Genomic DNA, 21,313 nt, shown 5'->3' on the forward strand with positions numbered 1-21,313 from the left:
CTCGGTGTCGTCACCGCACTGATGGCCCCGGTCCGGGCGGGAGCCGGCCCCCGCCCCCCCCCCCCCCCCCCCCCCCCCCCCCCCGCCCCCCCCCCGCCCCCCCGCCCCCCCCCCCCGGCCCCCCCCCCCCCCCCCCCCCCCCCCACGGCCATGCCACCGCCCGGCACAGCCGTACAGCCACCCGGCCGCCCCTACCGCCGCCCGCCCTTCCAGTTGGAGCCCCGCCGTGCCCGAGGGACACACCATCCGCCGCCTCGCCGACGACCACGCCGAACGGTTCGCGGGCGCGCCGGTACGGGTGAGCAGCCCGCAGGGCAAGTTCTCCGACAGCGCGGCCCTCCTCGACGGGCGGACCCTCACCGCCACCGACGCCCACGGCAAGCACCTCTTCCTCGGCTTCGGCGGCACCGGCTGGGTCCACATCCACCTCGGCCTCTTCGGCAAGCTCGGCTTCGGCGCCTCCCCACCCCCGCCGCCCACCGACACGGTCCGGCTCCGGCTGGTCAACGCCGGCCACCACGCGGATCTGCGCGGCCCCACCACCTGCGCCCTGATCACCGAGCCCGAGAAGCGCGCGATACACGAGCGCCTGGGCCCGGACCCGCTGCGCGGCGACGAGGACGGCGAGCGCGCCTGGCAGCGGATCTCCCGCAGCCGGACCACCGTCGCCGCCCTGCTGATGGACCAGAAGGTCATCGCGGGCGTCGGCAACGTCTACCGAGCCGAGGTCCTCTTCCGCCACGGCATCGACCCGTACCGCATGGGCAGGGACCTCGCCCGCGCCGAGTGGGACACGATCTGGGCGGACCTGGGGGAGCTGATGCGCGAGGGCGTGCGGAACAACAGGATCGACACCGTCCGCCCCGAACACCTCCCCGAGGCCATGGGCCGCCCGCCCCGCAAGGACGACCACGGGGGCGAGGTCTACGTCTACCGCCGCGCGAACCTCCCCTGCCACATCTGCCGTACGGAGATCCGCACCGCGGACCTGGTCTCCCGCAACCTCTTCTGGTGCCCCCGGTGCCAGCCCCCGGGACCCTCCGGCGACTGACGTCTTGGCCCCGCGAATCCGTGTCATCTGCCACGCGGCATCGGCTCCCGCCGTGCGGACGACCCCATTTCGAGCACATTGTCACCGGGGTCCCCCTGCACCGGAGGCGTTCGGGTGGATAAAGTCCCGGCAATGGCCCGTAGCGGAGGAGTAGACGACTTCTGGGCCCGGTGGCGCAGAAACCTGCACCGGGCCCGCATCGGCCTGCGCAAATCCGGGGTCGACTACTTCCGCGGCGACGGCTCCGACTGGATCGCCCTGGCCGGTCTGCTGCTGACGATCCCGGCCATCACCTGCGCCACCGTCGCGAGCCCGGTCTGGTTCGACCCGGCCGCCCTCGCCCTGCCCATCGTGGCGGGCGGCCTCCTGCTGCGCCCCGCCAGCCTGTTGGGCCTCTACGCGACGGCCGCCGGCGCCCTGATCATCGAGGCGCTCACCCTCGGCCCCTACCTGGACGGTCCCGCCAGGGTCACCCCTGGCACCGTGCTCGTCGTCGCCGCCTGCGGATTCTTCGGGCTGATCCTGGCCCAGTTCCGGGCCCGGGTCGGCGTGCCCTGGCGGCGCGGCGGCACGATGCTCTTCGACCTGCGCGAACGCATCCGGGTCCAGAGCTCCCTGCCCCGGCTGCCCCAGGGCTGGCACCGGGAGATGGCCCTGCGCCCGGCCGGCGGCCAGTCGTTCTCCGGGGACTTCGTCGTCGCGGCCCGCACCCACGGGGGCCGCACCCTGGAGGCCGTCCTCACCGACGTCTCCGGCAAGGGCATGGACGCGGGCTCCCGGGCCCTTCTGCTGTCCGGCGCCTTCGGCGGGCTGCTCGGCTCGCTGCCCCCGCACGCCTTCCTGCCCGCCGCCAACGGCTATCTGCTGCGGCAGGACTGGGACGAGGGCTTCGCCACCTCGATCCACCTGGTGCTGGACCTGGAATCGGGCGACTACGAGGTCTACTCCGCCGGCCATCCGCCCGCCCTCCAACTGCACGCGGGCAGTGGCCAGTGGGAGGAGAAGTCGGGGGAGGGCCCGCTGCTCGGCGTCTACGACGGGGCCGAGTTCGACGCGGTGAAGGGGTCGCTGGCGCCCGGCGACGTGCTGATGCTGTTCACCGACGGTCTCGTGGAGGCCTCCGACCGGGACATGTCCGAGGGCATCGACCGGCTGACGGGCGAGGCCGACCGCTATGTCTCCACCGGCTTCGAGGGCGCGGCCTGGCATCTGATCGAGGCCTGTGCCAAGGACGTCAACGACGACCGGGCCCTGCTGCTGCTCTCCCGCCGGGCCTGAGCGTCCTTCTGCCGGGACATGGGCACCGGACGGCGGAGCAGCCCCCGGCCGTGAACGGCGGAGAGGCGCCCGTCACCCGGAGACCGGGTATCGGGGCGCCTCTTCGCCGTTCGGCGCCGCTCAGACCGACACCGGTACGTTTTTCTGGTCCTGGTCGTCGTCCTTCTTGCGGCCGCCCGGCAGGATGCGGGTCAGCCAGTGCGAGCGTCCGGCGGCCAGAGGAGCGAGGACGGCGAGCAGCAGGACGTAGCCGGCGATGAACGGCGAGAGCCGCTCGTCCAGTCCGGCGGCCGCCGCCATCGTGGCCAGGATGAGCGCGAACTCACCGCGGGCGACCAGGGTGGTGGCGATGTTGGACGTGGCCTGCGCGCCGAAGGAGTACACCTTCGCCGCGGCGAGCCCGGCCGCGATGTTCATGGCGAGCGTCAGCACCACGGCGGCCAGCACCGGCCACAGCACGCTCGGGAGGTCGCCCGGGTCGATGGAGAGGCCGAAGGCGAAGAAGAAGATCGCGCCGAACGCGTCGCGGAGCGGGTGGACCAGCTTCAGGATGCGGTCGGCGGACGAGGTGGAGCCGAGCATCAGGCCGACCATGAACGCACCGATCGCGTCGGCCACGCCGAACATCTCGGAGACGCCGGCGACGAAGACGGCGACGCCCAGGAAGGAGATGACGAGCAGTTCGTCGTCCTTGGTGTTCATGAGCTTGCCGATGAGCTTCGTGCCGAACCGGGCCGCCAGGGCGAGCAGCAACAGGAAGCCGAAGGCCTTGCCGCCGTCGATCAGCGCGGCCGAGAGGCTGTCCGCACCGGACAGGATCGGCTGGAGCGCGGCGAGGTAGAGGGCGAGGAAGATGTCCTCGACGACGATGATGCCGAGGATCGGCCGGGTCTCCGGATTCCCGATGCGCCCGAGGTCCACCAGGATCTTGGTGACGATCGCGGACGAGGAGATGCCGAGGACACCGGCGAGGACCAGCGCCTCCGCCGTGCCCCAGCCCAGCGCGAAGCCGAAGGCGAGACCGGCGCCGACGTTCAGCAGGAGGTACGTCCCGCCGGCGATGGCCATCTTCCGGCCGCCCGTCTTGAGGTCGTCCATGTGGAACTCGAGCCCCAGGTAGAAGAGCAGGAGGACGAGTCCCAGCGCGGAGAGCATCTCCAGGTCGTGCGGGTTCTTCAGAAGCGTGTAGCCGGGGGTGTGCGGGCCCAGGAGGATCCCGGCCAGGATGAACAGGGGGATCGTCGGCAGCCCGATGCGGCCGCCGAGGCGGGCGAGGACGGCAGCGGCCAGGAAGGCGCCGCCCATGGCGAGGAGGGTGTCTGCGTGTCCGATGAGCCTGATCCTTCGGGTCGGTCAAGAGCTGGTCAAGGGGGCATCAAGAATCCATCAGTAATTAGTTTACCGAACGATTGACACTGCAAGTATCCTTCCGTCGGATTGTCAGTTTTTGTCTTTTTGATTCCGATAGGGGAATCGCCTGGCCGTGGCGTCAACGGCCCCACGAGCGAAGCGAGTTCGGCCGCGGTCCCGGATCCGGTCCCGATCGCGATCCGGGACCGCGGCCGTAGGGTCGGCGCATGACTGGACACGATCTGAGCGTCGCCGAGGTGGAGGCCATCGCCCGCGAGGCCCATGCCCGACAGACCGACAAGGCGGGCCGCCCGTACGTGGAACACCTGGCGGCGGTGGCGAGAGGCGTACGGGACCGGGGCGGCGACGACCGGCAGGTCGCGGCGGCCTGGCTGCACGACGCGATGGAGGACGCCGCGCTCCCCGCCGAGTGGTTGGCGGCCGCCGCCCTGCCGCAGGAGGTCAAGGACATGGTCCTGGCGGTGACCAAGCGGCCGGGCGAGGAGCTGTCCTCGTACGCCGCACGGATCCTGGCCACCCCGGGCGCGCTGCTCGTCAAGGAGGCGGACCTCGCCCACAACGCGGATCCCGCCCGCCTCGCGGTCCTGGACGCGCCGACGCGTACCCGACTGACGGCGAAGTATGCGCAGGTACGCGAGCTGTTGGGGCTGGCCGGCGACGAATCACCCCCGGACCGAAAGAATCCGGCCAACCCGGAGACGCGCTGATCCACCCGCGGCCGGGCCGACGGGTGGATCAGGGGAAATCCGTGGAGAGGGGCGGCCACCGGTCCGTGAACGGCCGATCCGCCCCGGGGCTCAACGGCCCGCGGGGTCCTTCCGGAACGCCCACTTCAGGTCCGGCTCGGTGGCCCACTTCAGGGCACGCCCCACCAACGGGGTGCACATGAGCGTCACGGCCACCGCCGCCGTGAGCGAGACGACGATCAGCCCGACCGGGTCGGAGAGCCAGGTGTAGCGGTCGAACAGGCCCGCGTACTCGGCCCCCTTGATCAGGAAGCCGTGCAGCAGATAGCCGCAGATCGTTCCGGCGCCGAGCGCCGTGAACCACCGGGCCCTGCCGGGTACCCAGGCCAGGAAGCCGACCGTCAGCGCGAGCGCGCAGCCGAACATCGCGAGGGTCATCACGGCGCCGGACCACCACGGCGCGTCCATCTCCTGCGCGCTGTTGGCGCGGTAGAGCCAGCCGAGCTGCATGCGCGGGGCGATCCAGTACGCGAAGAGCAGCGCGCCGGCGAACAGCGGCAGCGACAGCAGTCGCACCTCGCGCCGCCTGACCAGCTGGAAGTGTTCCGGTTTCATCAGCAGGCCGAGCACGAAGAACGGCAGGAACTGCAGCACCCGCTGGAGGTCGAGGTCGTCGCCGATCTCGGGGGAGACGGAGGCGAGCACGGCGATGGCGAGAGCCACCGGCAGCGGATGGCGCAGCGTGCGCCAGATCGGCGTGGTCACCCGCCAGATGAACAGGGCGATCAGGAACCAGGTCAGGAAGAACGGGTCGATCAGGCTGATCGCCATGTCGGGCGAGTCGTCCGCGTACCGCTTGAAGAGCGAATACGCCGTCTCGAACAGCACGTACGGCACCGCGACCGAGGTGATCAGCCGCTTCACCTTGGGCGGGGTCATGTCGAACGAGCGGGAGAAGTAGCCGGAGATGAGGATGAAGGCCGGCATGTGGAACGTGTACACGATCATGTACAGCGCCCGGGTGGCGCGGCTTCCGTCCATCACGGGTTCCCAGGCGTGTGCCACCGCGACGAGAACGATGGCCAGATACTTCACATTGTCGAAGTAGGGGTCGCGTTTCCTCGCCGTCGCGGGTACCGGAGCGGCGGCGCCCCGAGCGCCGGGCCCGGGGGCGGGGCGGGGTGCGGTGGCGGTGAGCGTCTGCTCGTGTCTGGGCTCCGGCTCCCGGGTCGCCGGGGGGAGCGGAGCCCTCTGAAATACGCTCGGAGCTTGGAACATCTCAGGCACCTTAGACCGGTCGATTGCCTCGCGTAAAACTGCGGGGAGATATCGCGTGTTCCCCTCTATTCGAATGCGAAACCGTCGAACACCGCCCGCTATGACACGCTTGATCCCGTTTAAATGGGGCATATCGTCAGCGGGTTGGGTGAAGTGAATTACGTCGCATCCATGCGGTCAATTGCCTGTGAATGAACTGTGGGGATGCGGAAACGATCTCTGTGGCGATATTCGGCCGCGCGGATTTCACAGCCGGTGCACAGGGGGCGCGAGGGTGGCGCGCCCGGGCCCGTTCGCCGCCCGGGTGCCGGGCGCGGCATGGGGCGGGCGCCACTCCGCGCCGCCCGCGGTGACGGCGCCGTGCCGTGCAGGATGGCGGGATCCCGTCAGTACGTTCCGTCACCCGGCAGCAACCACGGGGGAGTTGGTGGCACGATGGGGGTGACGGGGCGCGCGGTGTTGCACGCTTCCGGGCCGGCAAGGCGGACCGACCGAGGGTGTGATCAGACGTGGCTATTTCACTGTCTATGGTGCTGCTGTTCGCGGTCATCCTGGTGGTAATGATCCGTGGTGGCTCCATCAAGCCCGGTCCCGCGCTCGTCGCGGTGCTCTTCGGCTTCTTCCTGGCCTCGACCGGCATGGCGCCGTCGATCAACAGGTTCATGAACTCGATAGCCGACACCATCAACCAGATCAGCTTCTGAGGCCCGGACCGGCTCCGGAAGCGGCGATCGGCTTCGCAAACACCGCAACGCACGAGGGCCGGGCCGGAGGATCATCCTCCGGCCCGGCCCTCGACTGCGTGGAGCGGGCGACGGGAATCGAACCCGCGTAGCTAGTTTGGAAGACTAGGGCTCTACCATTGAGCTACGCCCGCAAGCGTCGCACCGCAGGTCCGTGGACCGCGGCACGAAGAGCATCGTAGCGGGTCGGCGGCGGTGCCCGCACACCCGTTGTGCCGGCCCACCTTGTCCGGACCCGGACCGGGCTCCTGACGCCGCTCCGTAAAGCGGCGGACCAACGGCTCCCGTGCATGTACCCTACGTGTCGCACCGACGGGGTGTGGCGCAGCTTGGTAGCGCGTCCGCTTTGGGAGCGGAAGGTCGTCGGTTCGAATCCGGCCACCCCGACCACCAGCAAGATCGCATTGTGGGAGTCATCCCCCTTGCCGTTACTATGCAAAATGCGTGCCCGTGTGTCTGATGTACCGGGCTCGGTCCGCGAAGCCGCCAATCGGCGGCCCAGCAGAACCCCAAGAAGTCAGCCACCAAGGAGACCGAACCGTGAAGAGCGCCGTGGAGACCCTGAACCCGACCCGGGTTCGGCTCAGCATTGAGGTGCCCTTCGAGGAGCTCAAGGACAGCCTCGACGCGGCGTACAAGAAGATCAACCAGCAGGTCACGGTGAAGGGCTTCCGCAAGGGCAAGATCCCCGCCCGGGTCATCGACCAGCGGTTCGGCCGCGGTGCGGTGCTGGAGGAGGCCGTCAACGACGCCCTTCCGAAGTTCTACACCGAGGCGGTCAGCGAGGGTGAGCTGAACGTCCTCGGCCAGCCCGAGGTCGACATCACCGAGCTGAAGGACGGCGAGCTGCTGGCCTTCACCGCCGAGGTTGACGTACGCCCCGAGATCGAGATCCCGGACTACTCCGGCATCGAGGTCACCGTCGACGCCCTTGAGGTCACCGACGAAGAGGTCGAGAAGGCCGTGGAGCAGCTCCGCGAGCGCTTCGCCGCCACCAACCCGGTCGAGCGCGCCGCCGCCGACGGTGACGTCGTCACCATCGACCTGGAGGCCAAGGTCGACGGCGAGATCCTGGAGGACGGCGTGGCCGACGGTGTCTCGTACACCATCGGTTCCGGCGAGCTTCTCGACGGCATCGACGAGGCCGTGACCGGCCTGGAGGCCGGTGGCGAGGCCACCTTCACCTCCGAGCTGAAGGGCGGCTCCGCCGAGGGCAAGGCCGCGGAGGTCACCGTCAAGGTCACCGCCGTCGCCGCCCGTGAGCTCCCCGAGCTGGACGACGACTTCGCCCAGATGGCCAGCGAGTTCGACACGCTGGAGGAGCTGAAGGCCGACAGCCGCAAGCGCCTGGAGACCACCAAGCAGTACGACCAGGCCACCCAGGCCCAGGAGCGCGTCCTGGAGGAGCTGCTGAAGCTCGCCGAGGTCCCGATCCCGGAGAAGCTGCTCGCGGACGAGGTCCAGACCCGCAAGCACAACCTGGAGCACCACCAGCTCGGTCAGATGGGTCTCGACCTGGAGAAGTACCTGGAGATCCAGGGCAAGACCCTGGAGGAGTTCGAGAACGAGACCTCCGAGCAGGCCATCAAGGGCATCAAGACCCAGTTCATCCTGGACGAGCTCGTCAACAAGGAGAAGCTGAACGTCAACCAGGAGGAGCTCACCGAGCACCTCATGCGGCGTGCTGCCTCCTCCGGCATGAGCCCCGACCAGTTCGCCCAGGCCGTCGTCGAGGGTGGCCAGGTGCCGATGCTCGTCGGCGAGGTCGCCCGCGGCAAGGCGCTCGCCGTCGTCGTCGAGGCCGCCAAGGTCGTCGACACCAACGGTGAGGTCGTCGACCTGGAGGACGAGGAAGAGGCCGCCGAGGCCACCGCCGAGACCACGGAGGCGCCCGCCGAGGCCGCCACCGAGGACAAGGCGGAGGACAAGGCCGAGGAGAAGAACGAGGCCTGAGCCTCGTCCCGATCCCCAGGACGGCCTTCGCGCCGACCGGCTCGACGGGCCCCGGACGCTCCACGCGTCCGGGGCCCGTCGCCGTATCGCGGCGTGGAGCGTCGTATCGCTGTGCGAGCCCCGGAACCCTTGTGCCCACTGCGGACCTTGCGCTCCCAGCGAACAGTTGCGGAAGCGGGATGGCGTTGTCCCACCTGCGCGTTAGGGTCCATGAAGAGGAAGGGTGGGGCAGTGACTTCACCCGCCCGGTACCAAGACGCTGAGACGGCCGGAGCCGTCAGAGACGAGCAGGTGGATACGTGACGAATCTGATGCCCTACGCCGCCGGAGAGCCGTCCCTCGGTGGAGGCCTCGGTGACCAGGTCTACAGCCGACTGCTCGGCGAGCGCATCATCTTCCTCGGTCAGCAGGTCGACGATGACATCGCCAACAAGATCACCGCACAGCTTCTCCTCCTTGCCGCAGAGCCCGACAAGGACATCTACCTCTACATCAACAGCCCCGGTGGTTCTGTGACGGCCGGCATGGCCGTCTACGACACCATGCAGTACATCCCGAACGACGTCATCACCATCGGCATGGGCATGGCCGCCTCCATGGGCCAGTTCCTGCTCACCGGCGGCACCGCGGGCAAGCGCTTCGCGCTCCCGAACACCGACATCCTCATGCACCAGGGTTCGGCCGGCATCGGCGGCACGGCCTCGGACATCAAGATCCAGGCGCAGTACCTGCTCCGCACCAAGACGCGGATGGCGGAGATCACCGCCCGCCACTCCGGCCAGACCGTCGAGACGATCATCCGCGACGGCGACCGCGACCGCTGGTACACGGCGGAGGAGGCCAAGGACTACGGCCTCATCGACGAGATCATCACGGTCGCGTCGGGCATCCCCGGCGGCGGCGGCACCGGTGCCTGATCCGGTTCCCACCGGACCGGCCGCACCACCTCCCGTACGCCTCTCGCACGCCGAGACCTCCAGCCCACAGAACGCCACCAGGATGGTGAACACCCACATGAACAACTTCTCCGGCGCCTCCGCGAGCGGCCTCTACACCGGCCCGCAGGTGGACAACCGCTACGTCGTCCCGCGCTTCGTGGAGCGCACCTCGCAGGGTGTGCGCGAGTACGACCCGTACGCGAAGCTCTTCGAGGAGCGCGTGATCTTCCTGGGCGTCCAGATCGACGACGCCTCGGCCAACGACGTCATGGCGCAGCTGCTGTGCCTGGAGTCGATGGACCCCGACCGCGACATCTCGATCTACATCAACAGCCCCGGCGGCTCGTTCACCGCGCTCACCGCGATCTACGACACGATGCAGTTCGTGAAGCCGGACATCCAGACGGTCTGCATGGGCCAGGCGGCCTCCGCCGCCGCGGTCCTGCTCGCCGCGGGCACCCCGGGCAAGCGCATGGCGCTCCCGCACGCCCGGGTGCTCATCCACCAGCCGTCCTCGCAGACGGGCCGCGAGCAGCTCTCCGACCTGGAGATCGCGGCCAACGAGATCCTCCGGATGCGCTCGCAGCTGGAGCAGATGCTGGCCCGGCACTCGACGACCCCGCTGGAGAAGATCAGCGAGGACATCGAGCGCGACAAGATCCTCACGGCCGAGGACGCCTTGGCGTACGGTCTGGTCGACCAGATCGTTTCCACCCGCAAGACCACCGCGGGCGCATCGCTCTGACGTCGGTCTTTCCCCTTGGCACATTCCGTTTGCACGGCCACGGCCGTGTGAACCGTGCCAAGGGGGGCCCGAACGGGGGCCCAGGCAAGGTACCGTCGGATAGAGGCACCAGGAGCCGCTGAACCAGGCGTCTCCCAGGCGAAGGGGATTCACCTCGTGGCACGCATCGGTGATGGCGGCGACCTGCTCAAGTGCTCGTTCTGCGGAAAGAGCCAGAAGCAGGTGAAGAAGCTCATCGCGGGACCCGGTGTGTACATCTGCGACGAGTGCATCGATCTCTGCAACGAGATCATCGAGGAGGAGCTCGCGGAGACGAGCGAGGTGCGCTGGGAAGAGCTTCCCAAGCCTCGTGAGATCTACGAGTTCCTGGAGGGGTACGTCGTCGGGCAGGAGCCCGCGAAGAAGGCCCTCTCGGTCGCGGTGTACAACCACTACAAGCGGGTCCAGGCCGGGGAGAACGGCGGCGCCGCCCATCGCGAGGACGCGATCGAGCTGGCCAAGTCGAACATCCTCCTGCTGGGCCCCACGGGTTCCGGTAAGACGCTGCTCGCGCAGACGCTGGCCCGCATGCTCAACGTCCCGTTCGCCATCGCGGACGCGACGGCGCTGACGGAGGCCGGCTATGTCGGCGAGGACGTCGAGAACATCCTGCTCAAGCTGATCCAGGCGGCCGACTACGACGTCAAGAAGGCCGAGACAGGGATCATCTACATCGACGAGATCGACAAGGTCGCCCGCAAGAGCGAGAACCCGTCGATCACCCGCGATGTCTCCGGCGAGGGTGTGCAGCAGGCGCTGCTGAAGATCCTGGAGGGCACCACCGCCTCCGTACCGCCGCAGGGCGGACGCAAGCACCCGCACCAGGAGTTCATCCAGATCGACACGACGAACGTGCTGTTCATCGTGGGCGGCGCGTTCTCCGGCCTGGAGAAGATCATCGAGTCCCGGGCCGGCGCCAAGGGCATCGGCTTCGGCGCCACGATCCGCTCCAAGCTGGAGATCCAGGCGAGCGACCAGTTCCAGGAGGTCATGCCGGAGGACCTGGTGAAGTTCGGGATGATCCCCGAGTTCATCGGCCGTCTCCCCGTGCTCACCTCGGTCCACAACCTGGACCGCGAGGCCCTGCTCCAGATCCTCATCGAGCCGCGCAACGCCCTGGTCAAGCAGTACCAGCGCCTGTTCGAACTCGACGGTGTGGAGCTGGACTTCGAGCGCGAGGCGCTGGAGGCCATCGCCGACCAGGCGATCCTGCGCCAGACCGGCGCACGCGGTCTGCGCGCGATCATGGAGGAAGTCCTCCAGTCCGTGATGTACGAGGTCCCGTCCCGCAAGGACGTCGCCCGCGTCGTCATCACTCCCGACGTCGTCCGCAACAACGTCAACCCGACACTGGTCCCGCGCGAGCCGCGCACGATCGGCAAGAACGACGGCGGCCGGCACGAGAAGTCGGCCTAGCCGCAGAGGACTTGCTCAACGCCGAAGGGGCGCCCACCGGATGAACCGGTGGGCGCCCCTTCGGCGTTGAGCGATCAGACCAGACCAGACCCGATCAGATCTTGGTGCGGGAGGTGTCGTAGAGCTTGGCGGCGAGCGCGGCCATGTCCTCCAGCGGCACGGACTTCTCCGTCAGCGCCGAGGCGACGTCGACACCGGCCACGATGCCGACGGTGCTGTAGTCGGCCCAGATGCAGACCGGCATGGCGAACTCCTTCGGCCCCTTCGTGGAGGCGGAGCTGCCCTGGCTGGTGTCCACCTTGAGTTCCTGGCACTTCATCAGCGCACCGTCGAAGCCGTCCGGCTTGAACTCCTTGGGGCTGCCCACCCAGGAAGCCTTGTTGCCGTCGCTGGTGGTGCCGCCGGCGTCGGCGTCTTTCGTCATGTTCTTCTCGGCCTTGGCGAACGCGCCGTCGAGCGTCTTCGCCGGGTCCGAGATCTCGCCCCAGACGCCCTCGAAGATGAGCACCTTCTGCGCCAGCGGATTGTCCTTGCTGCCGCTCTGGTACTGGGCGCCCGCCTTGTTGGCGTCCTTGACGCCCATGGCCTCGGCCTCGGCCTTGTCCTGACCGGTGGCCGGGCCGGATGCCGCGGGCTTGGAGGGATTCTTCGTGTAATCCTCCACGGATGCCGGGGGCGTGAGCTTGTACCCCTTCGTGGAGTCCGCCACGTCACCGCTGCCGCCGCCGGAGGTCAGCAAGTACACCCCGCCCGCGATGACCGCCAGGGCCACCACGGCCACGCCCACGATCAGGCCGGTCTTCTTCTTCGGCTGCTGCGGCTGCTGCCCGTCGTACCCCGGCTGCCCGCCGTACGGAGGCGCGGGCGGCTGCTGGCCGTAGGGGCCGGGCTGCTGGGCCTGCGGGTAGCCGTAACCCTGCTGCGGCTGCTGCGGCTGCGCGTACGGGTTCGGCTGCTGCGGGGTGACGCCCTGCGGGGCCTGCTGCGGGTAGCCGTAGCCGGGCTGGCCCTGCGGGGGGCCCTGGGGCGGCGGGGCTCCGTACGGGCCCGGCTGCTGCCCGTACGGTCCGGGCTGGCCCTGCGGCGGCTGCCCACCGTACGGGCCCGGCTGGTTGTAGCTCATTGCGGTGTCCCCTCCAGAATTCCTTATGCGTTGCGAACATCCTGACCGAAGCAGCCCTGACATGGGGGATCGGGTCGGACACCGTTACTGAACTAACCCGTTTCAGTGCAGACCTGTGACGGCCCTAAACTGTCTCCCGTGACCGAGAACACTCAGCAGCCAAGCGCCAGCAACCCCGAACTGCCGACCCAGTACGCGCCGGCCGATGTAGAGGGGAAGTTGTACGAGCGCTGGGTGGAGCGCGGGTACTTCGAAGCCGACGAGCACAGCGACAAGCCGCCGTACAGCATCGTCATCCCGCCGCCGAACGTCACCGGGTCCCTCCACCTGGGTCACGCCTTCGAGCACACCCTGATCGACGCCCTGGTCCGCCGGAAGCGGATGCAGGGTTACGAGGCGCTGTACCAGCCGGGCATGGACCACGCCGGCATCGCCACCCAGAACGTCGTCGAGCGGGAGCTCGGCAAGGAGGGCAAGTCCCGCCACGACCTGGGCCGGGAGGCCTTCGTCGAGCGCGTCTGGCAGTGGAAGGACGAGTCCGGCGGCCAGATCTCCGGCCAGATGCGCCGTCTCGGCGAGGGCGTCGCCTGGTCCCGTGAGCGCTTCACCATGGACGAGGGCCTGTCCAAGGCCGTCCAGACCGTCTTCAAGCAGATGTACGACGACGGGCTGATCTACCGCGCCGAGCGCATCATCAACTGGTGCCCCCGCTGTCTCACCGCGATCTCCGACATCGAGGTCGAGTACCAGGAGGACGACGGCGAGCTCGTCTCCATGACGTACGGGGACGGGGACGAGACCATCGTCGTCGCCACCACCCGCGCCGAGACGATGCTCGGTGACACCGCCGTCGCCGTCCACCCCGACGACGAGCGCTACAAGCACCTGGTCGGCAAGCAGATCAGCCTGCCGCTGACCGACCGGACCATCCCCGTCGTCGCCGACCACCACGTCGACCCGGAGTTCGGCACGGGCGCGGTCAAGGTGACGCCCGCCCACGACCCGAACGACTTCGAGATCGGCAAGCGCCACGACCTGCCGTTCCTCACGGTCCTGGACGAGCGCGCCGTCATCACCGTTCCCGGCCCCTTCCAGGGCCTGGACCGGCTGGAGGCCCGTTCCGCCATCGTCGCCGCCCTGCGAGCCGAGGGCCGGATCGTCGCCGAGAAGCGGCCCTACGTCCACTCCGTCGGGCACTGCTCGCGCTGCAAGACCACCATCGAGCCGCGTCTCTCGCTCCAGTGGTGGGTCAAGGTCGCCCCGCTCGCCAAGGCCGCCGGCGACGCGGTCCGCGACGGCAGCGTCAAGATCCACCCGCAGGAGATGGAGAAGCGCTACTTCGACTGGGTCGACAACCTCCACGACTGGACGATCTCGCGCCAGCTCTGGTGGGGCCACCGCATCCCCGTCTGGTACGGCCCGAACGGCGAGGTCGTCTGCGTCGGACCCGACGAGGCGGCGCCCACGGGCGAGGGCTGGACCCAGGACAGCGATGTCCTGGACACCTGGTTCTCCTCCGGCCTGTGGCCGTTCTCCACCCTCGGCTGGCCCGAACGGACCGACAGCCTCGCGAAGTTCTATCCGAACTCCGTCCTGGTCACCGGCTACGACATCCTCTTCTTCTGGGTCGCCCGGATGATGATGTTCGGCCTGTACGTCAACGACGGCGTCCCGCCGTTCTCCACCATCGTCCTGCACGGCATGGTCCGCGACGAGCACGGCAAGAAGATGTCGAAGTCCTTCGGCAACGTCGTCAACCCGCTGGACTGGATGGACAAGTACGGCTCCGACGCCCTGCGCTTCACCCTCGCGCGCGGCGCCAATCCGGGCACCGACGTCCCGATCGGCGAGGAGTGGGTCCAGGGCTCGGCGAAGTTCTCCAACAAGATCTGGAACGCCACCCGCTTCGCCCTGATGAACGGCGCCACGATCGAGGGCGAGCTGCCCCCGGTCGAGGAGATGTCGGTCACCGACCGCTGGATCCTGTCCCGTCTGAACAAGACGGTCGCGGACGTCGACGCGTTCTACGACGACTTCCAGTTCGCGAAGATCAGTGAGTCGCTGCGCCACTTCGCGTGGGACGAGGTCTTCGACTGGTACGTCGAGCTGTCCAAGACCACGTTCTTCGCGGGCGGCCGCCCGGCCGAGGTCTCGGGCCGGGTCCTCGGCGAGGTCCTGGACGTGATGCTGCGGCTGCTGCACCCGATCGTCCCGTTCGTCACGGAGGCGCTGTGGACCGCGCTCACCGGGCGCGAGTCGATCGTCATCGCCGAGTGGCCGGGCGACTCCGGCTTCCGCGACGACGCGGCCGAGAAGGAGATCGAGCTGGTCCAGCAGGTCGTCACCGAGGTCCGCCGCTTCCGCAACGACCAGGGACTCCAGCCCGGCCAGAAGGTCCCGGCCGAGCTGACCCTGACCGGCACGGAGCTCGCCCCGCACGAGGCGGCCATCCGCCAGCTCCTGCGGCTCCAGCCCGCCGGGGACGGCTTCCAGGCCACCGCGTCGCTCCCGGTCGCCGGGGCCACCGTCGCCCTGGACCTGTCCGGCACCATCGACGTCCCGGCCGAGCGCAAGCGCCTCACGAAGGACCTGGAGGCCGCGCGGAAGGAGAAGGCCCAGGCGGAGGGCAAGCTCGGCAACGAGGCCTTCCTGGCCAAGGCCCCGGACAACGTGGTCGACAAGATCCGCGGCCGGCTCTCCAAGGCCGAGGCCGACATCGAGCGGATCGGCGCCCAGCTGGCGGCCCTCCCGCAGAGCTGATGTGCTGAAGCCGAAGCCCCCGCACCCCGACCGACCGGGGACGCGGGGGCTTCGCCGTACGCCCTCCGTGGCCCGTCCGTCCCACTCCGCCGGGCGCTGCGCGCGATGTCGGCGCCCATCCGTAGACTGGGCCCCGTGAGTGAGCCCCGCCCTTCAGACCGGCACGACGCGCCCGATCCCGACGACACCTTCGAGGAGATCGTCGACGAGGCGACCCAGCGCGACCCCGACCTGGCGGTGATCGAGGCCGGGAGCCGCACACTGCGCGCCCACTCGGGCCAGCCCCAGGGCGAAGCGGTCCCGGCCCGCCCGGCCGACCCCGAGACCGACAAGGCGCTGCGCGCGGTGGAGCAGGAGCTCGCCGGACGCTGGGGCGAGACCAAGCTGGAGCCGTCCGTCACGCGCATCGCCGCGCTGATGGACGTCCTCGGCGAGCCGCAGCGCGCCTACCCCTCCATCCACATCACCGGCACCAACGGCAAGACCAGCACGGCCCGCATGATCGAGGCCCTGCTCAACGCCTTCGAGCTGCGCACCGGCCGCTACACCTCCCCGCACGTCCAGTCGATCACCGAGCGGATCAGCCTGGACGGCTCCCCGATCACACCCGAGCGGTTCATCGAGACGTACGAGGACGTCAAGCCGTACGTCGAGATGGTCGACGCCCAGCAGCCCTACCGGCTCTCCTTCTTCGAGGTCCTCACCGGCATGGCGTACGCGGCCTTCGCCGACGCGCCCGTCGACGTGGCGGTCGTCGAGGTCGGCATGGGCGGCACCTGGGACGCGACGAACGTCATCGACTCCACGGTCGCCGTCGTCACCCCCATCTCGCTGGACCACACCGACCGGCTCGGCACCACGCCCGCCGAGATCGCCGGCGAGAAGTCCGGCGTCATCAAGCAGGGCGCCACGGTCATCCTGGCGCAGCAGCCGGTGGACGCCGCGCAGGTGATGCTCAAGAAGGCCGTCGAGGTCGACGCCACCGTGGCCCGCGAGGGCATGGAGTTCGGCGTCACCTCGCGAGAGATCGCGGTCGGCGGACAGCTGCTGACGCTGCGCGGGCTGGGCGGAGAGTACACCGAGATCTTCCTTCCGCTGTACGGGGCCCACCAGGCGCACAACGCCGCGGTGGCGCTCTCCGCCGTCGAGGCGTTCTTCGGCATCGGCGCCGAGCAGGCCCGCTCCCTCGACATCGACGCGATCCGCAAGGCGTTCGCCTCCGTGCTCTCTCCCGGCCGCCTGGAGGTCGTGCGCTCCAGCCCGACCGTCGTGCTGGACGCCGCGCACAACCCGGCGGGAGCCAAGGCGGCGGTGGACGGCGTCTCCGAGGCGTTCAGCTTCTCCCGGCTGATCGGCGTGGTCGGCACGAGCGGCGACAAGGACGCCCGCGGGCTCCTGGAGGCCTTCGAGCCGATCTTCGCCGAGATCGTCGTCACGCAGAACTCCACCGCCCGCGCGATGGACGCGGACGAGCTGGCCGCGATCGCCGTCGAGGTCTTCGGCGACGACCGGGTCCAGGTCGAGCCGCGGCTCGACGACGCGCTGGAGGCGGCGATCACGCTGGCCGAGGAAGAAGACGAGTACGCGGGCGCCGGGGTGCTGGTGACCGGATCGGTGATCACGGTCGGCGAAGCCCGGCTGCTGCTGGGAAGGGGCTGAGAAGAGGAATGCGGACGCTCTGCGCCTCGACACTGATCGGTGAGTTCTTCGTGATCGGCTTCGCCGGTCTCGTCGCGATGAAGCTGGACGACGCCTCCATGGCCGTGGTCTGGACGGTGTGCGGCATCGGCATGGCCCTCTCCGTGCTGCTGTGCGGCATGATCACCCGGCCCGGCGGGGTCCAGCTGGGCTGGGCGCTCCAGGTCGCCCTGGTCCTGAGCGGGTTCGTGGTTCCGACGATGTTCATCCTGGGCCTGGCCTTCGGCGGTCTGTGGTGGGCCTCGATCCACTACGGCCGCAAGATCGACGAGGCCAAGGCCGACTGGGCCGCCCGACAGGAAGCCGAAGAGGCCACGGCCTGAGGCCTCGAAGCCCTTGAGGCCCTGAAGCCTGAGGCCCCGGTCCGGGCCCGCCGTCCGGATGCCCGGAGCGTGCCGGCCCCGCCCCCGCCCGACACGCTCGGCTCGCACCTTCGGCCCCCGGAAATCCGGGGCCCGAAGGTGACCCTGGGTGAACCCGGGCGCAGACCTGCCTCCGAACCCCTGTAATCTCGCCCTCACCGCACCCGTATGCCTGGCCTTGCAAGGAGCCGTACATGACTCAGCGCACTCTCGTCCTGCTCAAGCCCGACGCGGTCCGCCGTGGCCTGATCGGCGAGATCGTCGGCCGCATCGAGCGCAAGGCGGACTGGCGGATCACCGCGCTGGAGCTGCGCACCCTGGACCACGAGACGCTGGAGCAGCACTACGGCGAGCACAAGGGCCGCCCGTTCTACGAGCCGCTCATGGAGTTCATGCGGTCCGGCCCCGTCGTCGCCCTGGTGGCCGAAGGCGAGCGGGTCATCGAGGGTGTCCGCACCCTGGCCGGCCCCACCGACCCGATCGCCGCCGCGCCCGGGTCCATCCGTGGTGACTTCGGCACGATCACCCGCGAGAACCTCATCCACGCCTCGGACTCCGAGGAGTCCGCGGAGCGAGAACTGAAGCTTTTCTTTCCGGGACTTTCCTGACCCGATCGGCCAAACAGCGCTGTACGCCTGGGGCGACCGAAGTAATTCGGTCGCCCTTCGGCATAGGGTTTGGGATCGCGGGAACGCATCCCTCCGACGTAACGTCACCATGGGTAGAACGGGCACCCGTTCCGCTCACACTGGCGAAGGACCCTCGCGCTGTGTCCGTGCATACGGCACTACGATGGAAGCTTCCACGCCCGCAGCGCCAACCTCGCCTACCAGAACAAGCCATCTTCGCTACCTGGGAAGGCCCGACGCATCCTCATGGGGAACAAGGGGAACTCAATGTCGTTCATCGGCCGTGACATGGCTATCGACCTCGGGACTGCCAACACGCTGGTGTACGTCAGGGGGCGCGGCATCGTTCTGAACGAGCCGTCCGTCGTGGCCATCAACACCAACACCGGCGGAATTCTGGCGGTCGGCTCCGAGGCCAAGAAGATGATCGGGCGCACACCGGGCAACATCGTTGCCGTGCGGCCCCTGAAGGACGGCGTGATCGCCGACTTCGAGATCACCGAGCGCATGCTCCGCTACTTCATCCTCAAGATCCACAAGCGTCGCTACCTGGCCCGCCCCCGCGTCGTCGTCTGTGTGCCCTCCGGTATCACCGGGGTCGAGCGCCGCGCCGTCATCGAGGCGTCCACGCAGGCCGGCGCGCGCCAGGTGCACATCATCGAGGAGCCCATGGCCGCGGCCATCGGCTCCGGCCTGCCGGTCCACGAGGCCACCGGGAACATGGTCGTCGACATCGGCGGCGGTACCACCGAGGTCGCCGTGATCTCGCTCGGCGGCATCGTCACCGCCCAGTCGATCCGCACCGCCGGTGACGAGCTGGACAACGCGATCATCCAGCACATCAAGAAGGAGTACTCACTCCTCCTCGGTGAGCGGACCGCCGAACAGATCAAGATCACCATCGGTTCGGCGTTCGACCTGGAGAAGGACGAGCACACCGAGATCCGCGGCCGCGACCTGGTCTCCGGACTGCCCAAGACGGTCGTCATCTCGGCCGCCGAGGTCCGCAAGGCCATCGAGGAACCGGTCAACGCGATCGTCGACGCCGTGAAGACGACGCTCGACAAGTGCCCGCCCGAGCTGTCCGGCGACATCATGGACCGCGGCATCGTCCTCACCGGCGGCGGCGCGCTGCTGCGCGGACTGGACGAGCGGCTGCGCCACGAGACGGGCATGCCGATCCACATCGCCGAGGACCCGCTGGACTCGGTGGCGCTCGGCTCCGGCAAGTGCGTCGAGGAGTTCGAGGCGCTCCAGCAGGTGCTGGACGCCCAGCCCCGCCGCTAGAGCACTCAGGGAGGTGCCCCCTGCGGGGACACCACCCGATCCGGCGAGCGGACGCTGACGCTCCGCCCGCCGGATCGTTGATATAGATCGTTGCTGTAGATGTACGACGCGGAGACACATCGACGCGTACCCACCCACAGTGACGTACACACAGGCACGAACATTCCGACGAGGAAGGCACGGCCGCCGCACGTGAGGGACACACGAGAGAGCCGGCTGCTCCTGGTGCTGCTGATCGCCATCGCATTCGCCCTGATCACGGTGGATATCCGAGGCGGCGAGGAGTCACCGGTCGACGGCGCGCGGCAGGCCGCGGCCACCGTCTTCGGGCCGGTCGAGAACGGCGTGGCGGCAGCGGTCGACCCGGTGGGCAACGCCATAGGCGCGGTACGGGACTCCGGCAACCGGCACGACCGGATCTCCACGCTGGAGCAGGAGAACGCCGCGCTGAAGGCCAGACTCGGCAGCGACGACCGCACCAACAGCCGGGTCCGCCAGCTCGACGCCATGCTGAAGAACGCGGGCGCCGGACAGTACGGCATCAAGGGCGCCGAGGTCATCGCCATAGGAGCGGCCCAGGGCTTCTCCTGGACGGTCACCATCGACGCCGGGGCCAACGACGGCATCCGCCGCGACATGACCGTGCTCAACGGGGAGGGGCTGGTCGGCCGGGTCACCACCGTCGGCCCCGACACCGCGACGGTGCTGCTCGCCAACGACCCCGACTTCACCGTCGGCACCCGGATGGAGAAGACCGACGAGCTCGGCTTCGCCACCGGTCAGGGCTCGCGCCCGCTGTCCGTGCAGTTCCTCAACGGCAAGGCCACGGTGAAGGCCGGCGACCGGCTGGTCACCTTCGGCTCCAGCAAGGACAAGCCCTTCGTGCCCGGTGTGCCGGTCGGCGAGGTCGTCCGCGTCGACCCCTCCGGCGGCGCGCTGACCCGGACCGTCTACGTGAAGCCGTACGTCGGGTTCACCAAGCTCGACATCGTCGGCGTCGTCGTCCAGGCGCCCCGCGAGGACCCGCGCGACATGGTCCTGCCCAAGCAGCCCGTCAAGGCGAAGCCGAAGCCGACCCCCACGGTCACCGTCACGGTCCAGCCCAACGGGGACCTGGTGGACGGATCCGGCAAGGTCGTCGGCAACATCAACGAGCAGCCGGGCGGCGACGCCGCCGGTGACGCGGCAGGCGACCAGCAGGGCAACGCCCTACCCGACAACGCGGCCAACGACCAGGAGTAGAGCTGATCCCCATGCGCATCAACCGGACTCTGCTCTCGATCGTCCTGGTCGTCGTCGCCCTCGTCGTCCAGGTCTCCGTCCTCGCCCGCCTCCAGCTCCCCGGGGCCGTCCCCGACCTGCTGCTCCTCACCGTGCTCGGGCTCGCCTTCGTGTACGGGCCGGTCAGCGGCTCCCTCATCGGCTTCGGCGCGGGTCTCCTCGCGGACCTCGCCCCGCCCGCCGACCACGCCGCCGGGCGCTACGCCCTGGTGCTCTGCGTCATCGGCTACCTCGCGGGCCTGGCCCGGCCGGAGAACGGACAGCTGAAGTCGGCCTTCGCCCCGATGGCCGTGGTCGTCGCCGCCGCGATCGGCTCGACCCTGCTGTACGCGGGCGTCGGCGCGCTCGTCGGCGACACCGCCGCCCGCCATGTGGGCCTGGGCAGCCTGCTGTTCACCGCCGCGATCTACGACCTGCTGCTGGCGCCCTTCGTGGTGCCGCTCATCATGGCGCTGGCCAGACGCACCGAGAACGATCCGCTCGCCGAGTCCTCGTCCGGCGGCAACGACGTCGCCGCCGGCTGGCTCGCCTCGGGCACCGGTCTGCGGATCGGCAACCAGCGCGGCGGGCTGCGCGTCAAGGCCGCCCGTAGCCGGGCCGCCCGCGCGGGCAGGATCAAGGGGGTCAAGCGACTGTGAGGCCGTGTTTCCCGGGGGACGACCCCCGTACCCCCAG

18 protein-coding genes and 2 tRNA genes are annotated in these 21,313 nt (G+C 69.3%); 16 read left to right on the forward strand and 4 right to left on the reverse strand.

Annotated elements, in window-relative coordinates:
- The first annotated feature begins 226 nt into the window (after positions 1-226).
- Positions 227-1,051: an Fpg/Nei family DNA glycosylase gene (locus ACIRJT_RS21960; protein WP_403911574.1), complete on the forward strand. Its 825-nt coding sequence runs from the start codon at positions 227-229 to the stop codon at positions 1,049-1,051.
- A 132-nt stretch (positions 1,052-1,183) separates the two neighbouring features.
- The gene (locus ACIRJT_RS21965; RefSeq protein WP_403911575.1) at positions 1,184-2,329 is read left to right on the forward strand and encodes a PP2C family protein-serine/threonine phosphatase; all 1,146 of its coding nucleotides are present in this window, start codon (positions 1,184-1,186) and stop codon (positions 2,327-2,329) included.
- Positions 2,330-2,449: 120 nt separating this feature from the next.
- On the opposite strand, the gene ACIRJT_RS21970 is transcribed toward ACIRJT_RS21965, so the two are convergent.
- Complete coding sequence (locus ACIRJT_RS21970) at positions 2,450-3,634, reverse strand: cation:proton antiporter (RefSeq protein ID WP_403911577.1); 1,185 nt, start codon at positions 3,632-3,634, stop codon at positions 2,450-2,452.
- Positions 3,635-3,906: 272 nt separating this feature from the next.
- On the opposite strand from ACIRJT_RS21970, the gene ACIRJT_RS21975 reads away from it, so the two are divergent.
- Positions 3,907-4,407 carry an HD domain-containing protein gene (locus ACIRJT_RS21975; RefSeq protein ID WP_403911579.1) on the forward strand — a complete coding sequence of 167 codons (501 nt, stop codon included), beginning with the start codon at positions 3,907-3,909 and terminating at the stop codon, positions 4,405-4,407.
- Between the two features lie 90 nt (positions 4,408-4,497).
- Here ACIRJT_RS21975 and ACIRJT_RS21980 read toward each other — a convergent pair whose 3' ends face one another.
- A complete protein-coding gene (locus tag ACIRJT_RS21980; RefSeq protein WP_403911580.1) occupies positions 4,498-5,664 on the reverse strand; it encodes an acyltransferase family protein in 1,167 nt (388 codons plus the stop codon).
- Positions 5,665-6,173: 509 nt separating this feature from the next.
- On the opposite strand from ACIRJT_RS21980, the gene ACIRJT_RS21985 reads away from it, so the two are divergent.
- The gene (locus ACIRJT_RS21985) at positions 6,174-6,368 is read left to right on the forward strand and encodes a hypothetical protein (protein ID WP_371623416.1); all 195 of its coding nucleotides are present in this window, start codon (positions 6,174-6,176) and stop codon (positions 6,366-6,368) included.
- Positions 6,369-6,467: 99 nt separating this feature from the next.
- On the opposite strand, the gene ACIRJT_RS21990 is transcribed toward ACIRJT_RS21985, so the two are convergent.
- A tRNA-Gly gene (locus ACIRJT_RS21990) sits at positions 6,468-6,541 on the reverse strand.
- Positions 6,542-6,720: 179 nt separating this feature from the next.
- Between ACIRJT_RS21990 and ACIRJT_RS21995 the strand changes: the two genes are divergently transcribed.
- The 5 genes from ACIRJT_RS21995 to clpX all read left to right on the forward strand — a co-directional run bounded on the left by ACIRJT_RS21995 (position 6,721) and on the right by clpX (position 11,498).
- Positions 6,721-6,797 (forward strand) — tRNA-Pro (locus ACIRJT_RS21995).
- A gap of 150 nt (positions 6,798-6,947) precedes the next feature.
- A complete protein-coding gene (tig, locus tag ACIRJT_RS22000; RefSeq protein ID WP_403911583.1) occupies positions 6,948-8,360 on the forward strand; it encodes a trigger factor in 1,413 nt (470 codons plus the stop codon).
- Between the two features lie 311 nt (positions 8,361-8,671).
- Complete coding sequence (locus ACIRJT_RS22005) at positions 8,672-9,277, forward strand: ATP-dependent Clp protease proteolytic subunit (protein ID WP_361868721.1); 606 nt, start codon at positions 8,672-8,674, stop codon at positions 9,275-9,277.
- An 82-nt stretch (positions 9,278-9,359) separates the two neighbouring features.
- A complete protein-coding gene (locus tag ACIRJT_RS22010; RefSeq protein WP_361868380.1) occupies positions 9,360-10,043 on the forward strand; it encodes an ATP-dependent Clp protease proteolytic subunit in 684 nt (227 codons plus the stop codon).
- Between the two features lie 156 nt (positions 10,044-10,199).
- A complete protein-coding gene (gene clpX / locus ACIRJT_RS22015) occupies positions 10,200-11,498 on the forward strand; it encodes an ATP-dependent Clp protease ATP-binding subunit ClpX (RefSeq protein WP_403911584.1) in 1,299 nt (432 codons plus the stop codon).
- A 94-nt stretch (positions 11,499-11,592) separates the two neighbouring features.
- On the opposite strand, the gene ACIRJT_RS22020 is transcribed toward clpX, so the two are convergent.
- The gene (locus tag ACIRJT_RS22020; protein WP_403911585.1) at positions 11,593-12,621 is read right to left on the reverse strand and encodes a hypothetical protein; all 1,029 of its coding nucleotides are present in this window, start codon (positions 12,619-12,621) and stop codon (positions 11,593-11,595) included.
- Positions 12,622-12,759: 138 nt separating this feature from the next.
- Between ACIRJT_RS22020 and ACIRJT_RS22025 the strand changes: the two genes are divergently transcribed.
- From ACIRJT_RS22025 to mreD, 7 genes are all read left to right on the forward strand, one after another.
- Entirely contained in the window at positions 12,760-15,381 is a 2,622-nt protein-coding gene (locus tag ACIRJT_RS22025) for a valine--tRNA ligase (protein WP_403911587.1), read from the forward strand.
- 135 nt (positions 15,382-15,516) lie between these two features.
- Positions 15,517-17,040 carry a bifunctional folylpolyglutamate synthase/dihydrofolate synthase gene (locus tag ACIRJT_RS22030; protein WP_403911589.1) on the forward strand — a complete coding sequence of 508 codons (1,524 nt, stop codon included), beginning with the start codon at positions 15,517-15,519 and terminating at the stop codon, positions 17,038-17,040.
- An 8-nt stretch (positions 17,041-17,048) separates the two neighbouring features.
- Positions 17,049-17,402 carry a DUF4233 domain-containing protein gene (locus tag ACIRJT_RS22035; protein WP_397928112.1) on the forward strand — a complete coding sequence of 118 codons (354 nt, stop codon included), beginning with the start codon at positions 17,049-17,051 and terminating at the stop codon, positions 17,400-17,402.
- 233 nt (positions 17,403-17,635) lie between these two features.
- On the forward strand, positions 17,636-18,049 hold the full coding sequence (ndk, locus tag ACIRJT_RS22040) for a nucleoside-diphosphate kinase (protein WP_018959188.1): 414 nt from the start codon (positions 17,636-17,638) through the stop codon (positions 18,047-18,049).
- Between the two features lie 288 nt (positions 18,050-18,337).
- Entirely contained in the window at positions 18,338-19,357 is a 1,020-nt protein-coding gene (locus tag ACIRJT_RS22045; protein ID WP_015608503.1) for a rod shape-determining protein, read from the forward strand.
- Between the two features lie 192 nt (positions 19,358-19,549).
- Entirely contained in the window at positions 19,550-20,599 is a 1,050-nt protein-coding gene (mreC, locus tag ACIRJT_RS22050) for a rod shape-determining protein MreC (protein WP_403911592.1), read from the forward strand.
- An 11-nt stretch (positions 20,600-20,610) separates the two neighbouring features.
- Entirely contained in the window at positions 20,611-21,276 is a 666-nt protein-coding gene (gene mreD / locus ACIRJT_RS22055) for a rod shape-determining protein MreD (RefSeq protein WP_403911594.1), read from the forward strand.
- Positions 21,277-21,313: the final 37 nt, after the last annotated feature.

The sequence above is a fragment of the Streptomyces sp. NPDC102283 genome, from assembly GCF_044766265.1.
Lineage (GTDB): Bacteria > Actinomycetota > Actinomycetes > Streptomycetales > Streptomycetaceae > Streptomyces.

What these genes read in the sequence shown, in the direction of transcription:
- ACIRJT_RS21980 (WP_403911580.1), bottom strand. Translation starts at nt 5,664, where the DNA reads ATGTTCCAAGCTCCGAGCGTATTTCAGAGGGCTCCGCTCCCCCCGGCG.
- mreD (WP_403911594.1), top strand. Translation starts at nt 20,611, where the DNA reads ATGCGCATCAACCGGACTCTGCTCTCGATCGTCCTGGTCGTCGTCGCC.
- ACIRJT_RS22010 (WP_361868380.1), top strand. Translation starts at nt 9,360, where the DNA reads ATGGTGAACACCCACATGAACAACTTCTCCGGCGCCTCCGCGAGCGGC.
- ACIRJT_RS22035 (WP_397928112.1), top strand. Translation starts at nt 17,049, where the DNA reads ATGCGGACGCTCTGCGCCTCGACACTGATCGGTGAGTTCTTCGTGATC.
- ACIRJT_RS21965 (WP_403911575.1), top strand. Translation starts at nt 1,184, where the DNA reads ATGGCCCGTAGCGGAGGAGTAGACGACTTCTGGGCCCGGTGGCGCAGA.
- ACIRJT_RS22020 (WP_403911585.1), bottom strand. Translation starts at nt 12,621, where the DNA reads ATGAGCTACAACCAGCCGGGCCCGTACGGTGGGCAGCCGCCGCAGGGC.
- ACIRJT_RS21970 (WP_403911577.1), bottom strand. Translation starts at nt 3,634, where the DNA reads ATGGGCGGCGCCTTCCTGGCCGCTGCCGTCCTCGCCCGCCTCGGCGGC.
- ndk (WP_018959188.1), top strand. Translation starts at nt 17,636, where the DNA reads ATGACTCAGCGCACTCTCGTCCTGCTCAAGCCCGACGCGGTCCGCCGT.
- ACIRJT_RS22005 (WP_361868721.1), top strand. Translation starts at nt 8,672, where the DNA reads ATGCCCTACGCCGCCGGAGAGCCGTCCCTCGGTGGAGGCCTCGGTGAC.
- ACIRJT_RS22045 (WP_015608503.1), top strand. Translation starts at nt 18,338, where the DNA reads ATGTCGTTCATCGGCCGTGACATGGCTATCGACCTCGGGACTGCCAAC.
- ACIRJT_RS21975 (WP_403911579.1), top strand. Translation starts at nt 3,907, where the DNA reads ATGACTGGACACGATCTGAGCGTCGCCGAGGTGGAGGCCATCGCCCGC.